We start from the raw sequence: 9,072 nt of genomic DNA, 5'->3' as shown, positions 1-9,072 counted from the left end.
CTGGAAAGCGATCGCATTTACCTGGGAAAAAAAAATTCACACATCCCCCCCCAAAAAAGTCTAATAGATAGATCCGAAAAACCTCTTGTGGAGTACAAAAAAATATGATTCGTCGTTTTGCTGCCATTACCGGTCTCGTCGTCCTGAGCACCTTGGGAATTTCCACCACCGCCCGGGCTGGTCAAGGTGGGATCGCTGGTAGCGCAGCTTTCACGATTGATGGTGGTAGTGTCACAGGTGTGGCCGTCTCCGCCGCCGTGGGTAAGGAATTTGCTGCAGCTCACTCTTTTAACTACGACGGCAGCAACGCCAACGGCCTACAGAACTCCGCTTTTGCGATCGGTGCTGCGGGTACAGTCAGTCTGAGTGGTCTGGGCGACCCGGCGGGCTTCACTCTCGACACCGTAGAAGACAGCGATCGCGGCACGGCCCAGGCCAACGAATTTACTGCCGGATACACCATTCAAATCGGTACGGCTGGCGAAGACTCTTTGGTTACTGCCCCGTAGAACTGCGCCAGCCTGTAGGTTGGGTAAAGCGATCGCATCACCCAACACCCTGCCTTGTTGGGTTCGGTTGCACTCCACCCAACCGACAAGAGTCCGACAAGGCTCTATAGGATACCTGGAAAGCGATCGCATCACCCAACACCCTGCTTGTTGGGTTCCGTTGCACTCCACCCAACCTACAAGAGTCTATAGGATACCTGGAAAGCGATCGCATCACCCAACACCCTGCNTTGTTNGGGTTCSGTTGCACTCCACCCWACCTACAAGAGTCTATAGGATACCTGGAAAGCGATCGCATCACCCAACACCCTGCCTTGTTGGGTTCGGTTGCACTCCACCCTGCCTACAAGAGTCTATAGGATACCTGGAAAGCGATCGCATCACCCAACACCCTGCCTTGTTGGGTTCGGTTGCACTCCACCCTGCCTACAAGAGTCTATAGGATACCTGGAAAGCGATCGCATCACCCAACACCTGCCTTGTTGGGTTCCGTTGCACTCCACCCAACCTACAAAACTAACTTTTATTTATATCTAGGATAGTTTCATGATGTCACCCAGGTTTGATGCCACTAAAATTGTTTCTGCTCCGACCCCACTGGTTTTTATCGATACCGGAGTCGAAAACATTGAACAACTGATTGAGGGGGTGATTTCCACCGCCGAAGTTTTTCGGATTGAAAAAACCGCTGATGGGGTCGAGCAAATCACCCAGGTTTTACAACAGCGTCTGAATGTCGGCAGCGTTCACATTATCTCCCACGGTTCCCCCGGTTGCCTGTATCTGGGTGACGGCGAACTGAGTTTGGACACCCTGAACCGCTACAAGCCCCAACTGCGACGCTGGGGTGTGGACAACATCCTGCTCTACGGCTGTCGGGTGGCCGCCGGGGATGCTGGGGAAGAATTTATCGCCCAATTGCGACAACTGACCGGAGCCGACATTGCCGCTTCCAAGTCCCTGACGGGAGCCGCTCTCAAGGGCGGTAACTGGGAGTTGGAAGTGAGGACGGGAGAAGTGGAATTAGCCCAAGTCTTGACTGGGGAAGTTGTCGCCAGTTACCAAGGGGTGTTGATGCCGGGAGAATTAATCCCCGTTTTGTTCAAAGATATCAACCCGGGGACTGGGAATTCCAATCCCTCTAATTTCACCGTGTTCAACGACACCCTGTACTTCACGGCTAACGACGGCACCAACGGCTATGAGCTATGGAAGAGCGACGGCACTCAGGCGGGTACAGTCCTGCTCAAAGATATCAACCCGGGGACTGGGAATTCCTCTCCCTCTAATTTCACCGTGTTCAACGACACCCTGTACTTCCAGGCTAACGACGGCACCAACGGCACAGAGCTATGGAAGAGCGACGGCACTGAGGCGGGTACAGTCCTGGTCAAAGATATCAACCCGGGGACTAGGAATTCCTTTCCCTCTAATTTCACCGTGGTCAACGACACCCTGTACTTCTCGGCTTACGACGACACCAAGGGCACAGAGCTATGGAAGCTCATTCCCAACGATATCAACGAGTCTCCCACAGACCTAACACTAGACAACACCAGTATCGATGAAAACGTAGCGCCGGGTACGGCAGTTGGCAGTTTCACTACCACCGACCCCGACACAGGAGACACCTTTACCTACGAGTTAGTAGCAGGTACCGGAGACACGGATAACGCCGCCTTCAGCGTCAGTGGCGACCAACTCTTAATCAACAATTCCCCGGACTTTGAAACTCAGTCTATTTATAACATCCGAGTTCGCACTACGGACTCGGGAGGACTCACTTATGAGAAAGAGTTGACCATCAATATCAATGATATCAACGAGCCTCCCACAAACCTCACACTAGACAACACCAGTATCGATGAAAACGTAGCGCCGGGTACGGCAGTTGGCAGTTTCACTACCACCGACCCGGATACAGGAGATACGTTTACTTACGAGTTAGTAGCAGGTGCAGGAGATACGGATAACGCCGCCTTCAGCGTCAGTGGCGACCAACTCTTAATCAACAATTCCCCGGACTTTGAAACTCAGTCTATTTATAACATCCGAGTTCGCACTACGGACTCGGGAGGACTCACTTATGACAGAGAGTTGACAATTAACGTCAACATTGAACCAATTTACGCCACCGAGGGAAACGACATTATCCGAGGGACTGATGGTCCTAATATTATCTACGGCTTGGGAGGGAGCGATCGCCTTTATGGTAACGGCGGAGATGACTACATCGACGGGGAAGAAGGGGACGACCTCCTCTATGGCGGCGATGGAAACGATACGTTGATTGGCGGTCCGGGTAGCGATCGCCTTTACGGGGAGGCGGGAGATGACCTCCTCGACGGGGGAGAAGGGAATGATATCCTCTGGGGCGGCGATGGAAACGATACGTTGATTGGCGGTCCGGGTAGCGATCGGCTTTACGGAGGCCCCGGAAATGACCTATTTATCCTGCAAGAAGGTATGGGTTCCGATATCATCTACAACTTTGGAGATGGTACTAATCAAATACAAGTGTTGAATGCTGGCGGACAAACGTTAAGTTTCAGCGACCTGGAGATAAGCGATCGCAGTGGCTCAACTTTAATTCAGTACGAGGGTGCCACCCTAGCCACCCTACAACGATTCATCGGAATTAACGAGAGTCATTTTGTAGCGGCCGGGGGAGAATATGAGCGCTAGGTTGGGTGAAACGGAGTGAAACCCAACATTAGCTTGTAGCTTGTAGGTTGGGTAAAGCGATCGCATCACCCAACACCCTGCCTTGTTGGGTTCGGTTGCACTCCACCCAACCTACAAGAGTCTATAGGATACCTGGAAAGCGATCGCATCACCCAACACCCTGCCTTGTTGGGTTCGGTTGCACTCCACCCAACCTACAAGAGTCTATAGGATACCTGGAAAGCGATCGCATCACCCAACACCCTGCCTTGTTGGGTTCCGTTGCACTCCACCCAACCTACAAAACTGTAGGTTGGGTGAAACGAAGTGAAACCCAACACCCCTACAAAACTGTAGGTTGGGTGAAACGAAGTGAAACCCAACACCCCTACAAAACTGTAGGTTGGGTGAAACGAAGTGAAACCCAACACCCCGTGGGTAAACATATACCCCTTTCAAAGGTCAAGAAACCCGGTTTTTCCCAAAAACCGGGTTTCTGAGAACCCGCGAACCCTCGCGAAACCCAACACCCCGTGGGTAAACATATACCCCTACTGTCCCTAAACTAACTCCGAAATCTGTGAAGATACACAACTGTGGCTTTGTGGTTGCCTTAGCTGTCCTCCACCTCACTGCCATTCCCGCAGTCTTGGCACAAACTCCCCTCCCATGGGCGATACCTGACCCCGGATTGAATAAAACCCCCAAACCCTCTCCGCCGCCGTCGGACCCTGACTATATCATCCCCCCTCGCGTGGCTCCTAACGACCAAATTAGCGCCTTTACCACTACTTTAACCCTTAATGATATCCCCATCAGCCACCTGACCGAATGGCAGGTGAGCGGCGTGCAAGCCTTCGCTAATACCACAAATAGCGACATGGTTTGGGACGGCACTTTTAAACTCCACGCCGAGATTATCGAAAGCCTTAGCCGAACTAATATTTACAGGGTAGACCAGCGGGGGAGTTATCTGCAACTGCGGACGGTCCCCCTGGAAAGGCGGGTAACTACCACCACCACCCAACCCCAAACCATGACGGGGTTGGAAATTCAAATGAGTTTGACGGGGGCCTGTTTTTTACCGAATGCTCCCCGTGACCAACAATGTACTTATATGCCGGGGTTGGTCATCGATCGCAATAGCATTGACCCAGACTTGTTCGTGCCGACCCGGGTTTTTCAAACCTCCCAAGTTGGGGATATCTTGGCAGCGGAAACCTTGGCTTTTATGGAGCTTCCAGGTTTTCAAGGGGGAACCTCCAGCCAACCTATCGGGGTGGATTTTTACTTTCCTAATTCTGGCACTTTTCCGGGAAATAGTCAATCACAAAGAAGCACAATTGACCGCCAAGAAGAAATCGACCTGACGATCGCTGGTACATTTTCCCGGGTGCGCCAGGTCGTGAAAGCCAACGATACCCAAGCGGTTTTGGGGCGCACTATTCACGGATTTACCCTATTTTGGGATGATGAAAATCGCTGGCTGAATACGGTTATCCAAGCCGGGGCGCAATTTTTACCGGATTTCATTCCTGACCTCGAAGGTAGCGAAAATCCCGCCAACACCAGAATTAGCCGGAACTTATTTTTTGCTGCTAATAATACCCGTTTACCTAGCAGTAGTTTTACCATTTATTCAGCCGGACTGGGACGGGCTACCAGTTTGACTCCCAATATCAGAAGTGTCAGGGAAATTCCTGGGGCGAGTTATCACAGCCTCTGGCTGGGGCTGTCTCCGGTTATGGATCGCAACTTTGAGGAAGATCGCATTTTTTACCGGGCGACGGGTCCGCAATTGGCGATTAATGGGGGAGGGGAAGGGGGAGAAGATGCCGATCATAATGTGCAGTTATTATCGGCGGTCAATCAAGATATCTTTTCCACCGACAATATACAGAACTTTTACGCCCAAGTTTATCTCAGTTTTTTGCGCCAAGATGTCAACTTCAACCGACAAAGTGTTTACCGAGAACAAAGGCGCTATTATCCCCACCTTAGTTTAACCGGAAACTGGACAAGAAGTCAAGACATTTTCCGCTACTACACCGGGGTTATTGCTTCGGAAACGGTGAAAGTTTACTTAGGGGCAGATTATACATTTAACACCACGGACGGCTGGAGTTTTCGGGGGGGGGGNCGATCGGCTATCTCAACCCCGACCGGGACTATTACAGCCAGATTTTTGGGAATGCTTCTAAACGGTTTCGCCTGGGGAATAATGGCAATTTAATCCTGTCGAGTTTTTTCAATTATGCGATCGACCGAGAAACCCGCATTGGGGATGTAGTTAGCATTTCTCCAGCCAGCGAATTGGCATTGTCGGGACGTTTAAACTGGGGTATTTTTTCCCTGGGTTTAACCAACTATTTCGGGGATATCCTCCCCAATTCCTACGACGATCGCCTACTGATAGAATTCGCAGTCCGCCCAGTCAATAATATCACATTATCCGGTTATATCGCACCTATCGATAAAACCTCCAGCCGCTCAGTTTACGGTAGCAGTATAAATTGGAGACTGAAAAATCAGCCCAACAGTCCCACCCTATCGGCATCCTGGCAACATCAAGAGTATGATTATGGAAACGATATATTTGGGAATAGTCTGTTGGTGACAGACAATATTTTTACCATCCTTTTCCGGGTAGGAAGTTCCCCCAATCCATTCCCCCGTTAAAACCCAGATCAACCAGATTGAGAGTATATCGAGTGAACTTCCTGTTGGGATGTGGGATTTTTTCAGCAAAAAAATTTACATAAGTGGTATAGACTTTAATCAAGCGATCGAGTATCATATTACAGACAAGCCAAAAACCTGATCAAAATTCGGACTGATCTACCAAGGTCTAAACGAGCATATACTGTCGTTGTCCTCCCGGTATAAAAGGGTGGAGGCAAATTAGATGGAAGCCAACCAGGCTCCGATCGCCAAAACCATTGATGTTTTGAATCCCTCGTACCTCTTATGGAAATTAAAGACCCCATCAGGCGATATCGTTCCCCGAAAGCAAACGATGTCCAACCCTTGAAACAGCCAGAAGAACAAGAACTATTAAATCGTCTTTCAGAAGGGGAAATGAATGCCTTCTGGCCTCTCTGGTATTACCATCAAAACTACCTTTTTCATCGCTGTATTAGTTGGATGGAAAATAACCGGACGGAAGCGGAAGACGCCCTCAGTCTAGCCATGTTAAAAGCCAGGGATAAATTACCAAAATACGCCCCAAAAATCACGAATCTCCGAGCTTGGCTAACCCGCTTAACCCATAATCTATGCCTAGATATTCACCGAGAACGTCGCCGAAAATCAATCAGTATCGACAACATATAAGATTCATATATTCAAGCAGAAGATGTTATTTTATGTAGTTGTGAATCCCCAGACTCTCAAATTTTGAGGCATGAGTTAAGGCAGTTTATTCAGAGTGTTGTCAACGAACTACCTGAACGGCTTCGCATCCCTTTCATTCTCCGTTATTACCGAGAACTGTCTTATCCAGATATCGCCCAAAAACTCGGCATTTCCAGAGACAATGCTTACAAACGCATTCAACAGGCACGAGATATTCTCGCCCAGAAGGTGAGAAGTTATCTTTCAGGGGTAGATCCTTTTGAATCAACTTTATCTGAGAGTTTTTACGTCACCAATAATTTGTTAATAGAAGACTCAAAAATCGACGATTTATCTGGTGTAGAGTGTAAATCGGTGGTAGTCAGTTATCACTTAACCGCGACCTGCCTAGACCAACTGTCTCATACATGGCATTTTTTGCCTGGTTTTGTGGCTTATAAAAACCGGCATCAGTCCACTTAATTGGAAAATTCAAACACCCAAAATAATTCGGTGATAGACAGTTATCGATTGGACTTGTGAACACCGAAGGATAACCAGGTGCATATCTGCAATAATCAAACACCACCAAATAGCGAGATGTCTAAAAAAACCTTTTCATGTATGGTATCTGTCACCCTACTTTCCGGGAGTGAGAGAAATGTGTATTTGGTTTTAGACCAAAAACCAACCCGAATCAACCAGAAGCTAAAAACCTTAGATCAGTACATACAAAAATATCCATCGGGATGGAAAAAGCGGCTAGAATTGGCGAATCTGTTGTATGCGACGGGTGATTGGCAACGGGCAATCGAAGAGTATCACCAAGTTATTGAGCGACAACCCCAATTGGTTGAGGTGTATTTAAACTTAGGGAAAATGTTGCAGCTAATGGGGCAAGAAGCGGACGCAGTGGCAGTTTATGAAAAAGCCTTATCCCAAGTTCGCCACGAAGCAACTCAACAGCATCTCGGCGGATTAATTGCCGTCTGTCGGCATGACCTGGAAGCAGCCATTGTCGCCTTTGAGTCAGCCACAGCCCTAGAACCGGACAACATGACGCACTGGCTGGCATTGGGGCGGCTACAGATGCAGAAAGAAGATATATCTGGGGCTTTGGGAACATTTGATCACATTTTGTCAGTTCATCCCAATGATATTGTGGCGCTAATTGACAGCTACGATGCTTTGATGATTCTGGGGGATGTCGGGGAAGCGGAGGTGCGGTTGCTGCGGTTGCTGGAATTAGCCCCGGACGATTGTCAGGTTCTCAAGCGACAGATAGAGACTCGTTGCCGGATGGGTTTGGTATGGGAAAAGGAGGGGAAGCAGACTAAAAAAATGATTGACACGGCACGGCAACGGATGGCTACGGTGGAGGGTTGGGAGTTGCTGGCTTATTATCACATCGCCCGAGAGGAGTTTGCGGAAGGAGTCAAAATTTTGGCTCGGTTAACGGAGGAACACCCCAATAACCCCAAGAGTTGGCATTCCTACGGTTGGGGTKTGTTCCATGCCGGACAATATCAGAAGGCGGCATCAGCAATGGAGACCGCTTACAAGCTGKCTGGCGAGGATGCCAAAATTTATCGGGATTGGTGCAAGATTTTACAGGGGACGAGGCAGTCACAACAACCGGCAAAACTGGAAGCAAGAGTTGCTTGTGTATGAATGGCGATCGCGGTTCGGAAAACCACCCCTGATAATTCGCAAAATTCACAGATCACCCCCCTCAAACGTCTAATACAGCAGCAGCCAGAACATTTAGGACATCCACGGTCCTGAAACCTGGGAGGTGGACTCTTTTGAACCCCTATTCCCTGTTCCCTATTTCCTGTTTGCTGCTATAACTAAGTCAACACCACTATTAAAGGTTAAATACCATGGCAGTCACCGGCTCAATTTCAATTGATGTCAATTAAACTTTCGATCAGATCAAAGGATTGGTCACATACGACAAAAAATATGTCATTGAAGTCATTAACAAGACCCAATATGTCCTGGAGCGCGTGGGAGCCCATAATGACTCGGAAAATTGGCCCCTTGGCGATATCCAACCCGAGCAGTTAGGGGTCRGTCAATTTGACTGTAATTCCTTTTCCTTTGGGGTAAATTATAAGCTCAAAGGGGGATCGGGTTTCATACAATTTGCTGCTTCTTGGCCGCTCATTGGTAAGCGAAAAAKTGGAGTCGGCAATATGCATCAAGATGGTAACGGTCCGGCTCGGAAGGTGTGGGATGAGATGGACAACCCGTCGGATAAATTATGTTACAATGATTTGGTCAGAGTTCGGGCTTTTATGCAAGAAGAAGGAAAATCAATCATCTGGGTATATGAAGTGGTTACTCAATAGTTTTCACTGAAATTTACCAAACGGCGATCGGCTACAATTGTAGCCGATCTTGACTTAACTACGCGGGTGAGATTGGTACAAACCAGAGATTTCATCTAGCCTGAATGTATATTAACCCTCCAAAGTATAAAAACTCGATAGCTCGCGAAAAATCCTAGCCATGTTCAAAGCCACACCTGATAATTGGCAAAATTCATAAATTGAAGATAGCA

Annotated in this window: 7 protein-coding genes; 6 read left to right on the top strand and 1 reads right to left on the bottom strand. The window is 48.6% G+C overall.

The window, feature by feature from the left end:
* Positions 1-317 precede the first annotated feature (317 nt).
* Complete coding sequence (locus tag B9T16_RS22420; RefSeq protein WP_410245817.1) at positions 318-680, bottom strand: hypothetical protein; 363 nt, start codon at positions 678-680, stop codon at positions 318-320.
* A 375-nt stretch (positions 681-1,055) separates the two neighbouring features.
* On the opposite strand from B9T16_RS22420, the gene B9T16_RS22415 reads away from it, so the two are divergent.
* The 6 genes from B9T16_RS22415 (at position 1,056) to B9T16_RS22390 (ending at position 8,860) form a co-directional block, all read left to right on the top strand.
* A complete protein-coding gene (locus B9T16_RS22415; protein ID WP_410245816.1) occupies positions 1,056-3,194 on the top strand; it encodes an ELWxxDGT repeat protein in 2,139 nt (712 codons plus the stop codon).
* A gap of 2,298 nt (positions 3,195-5,492) precedes the next feature.
* Positions 5,493-5,852, top strand: a complete 360-nt coding sequence (locus B9T16_RS22410; protein WP_410245815.1) for a hypothetical protein — start codon at positions 5,493-5,495, stop codon at positions 5,850-5,852.
* Between the two features lie 288 nt (positions 5,853-6,140).
* Positions 6,141-6,506, top strand: a complete 366-nt coding sequence (locus tag B9T16_RS22405; protein ID WP_410245814.1) for an RNA polymerase sigma factor — start codon at positions 6,141-6,143, stop codon at positions 6,504-6,506.
* Positions 6,507-6,515: 9 nt separating this feature from the next.
* Entirely contained in the window at positions 6,516-6,989 is a 474-nt protein-coding gene (locus B9T16_RS22400; RefSeq protein ID WP_410245818.1) for an RNA polymerase sigma factor, read from the top strand.
* 117 nt (positions 6,990-7,106) lie between these two features.
* Positions 7,107-8,177: a tetratricopeptide repeat protein gene (locus tag B9T16_RS22395; RefSeq protein ID WP_410245813.1), complete on the top strand. Its 1,071-nt coding sequence runs from the start codon at positions 7,107-7,109 to the stop codon at positions 8,175-8,177.
* A gap of 527 nt (positions 8,178-8,704) precedes the next feature.
* Positions 8,705-8,860 (top strand): hypothetical protein, encoded by a 156-nt coding sequence (locus B9T16_RS22390; RefSeq protein WP_410245812.1) that lies wholly within the window; start codon positions 8,705-8,707, stop codon positions 8,858-8,860.
* Positions 8,861-9,072: the final 212 nt, after the last annotated feature.

Origin of the sequence: Arthrospira sp. PCC 8006 (assembly GCF_046480465.1) — a bacterium.
In the GTDB taxonomy this organism is placed as follows: Bacteria; Cyanobacteriota; Cyanobacteriia; order Cyanobacteriales; family Microcoleaceae; genus Limnospira; species Limnospira platensis.
The sequence above is the reverse complement of the archived record's forward strand: the minus strand, read 5'-3'. Positions and strand labels throughout refer to the sequence as shown.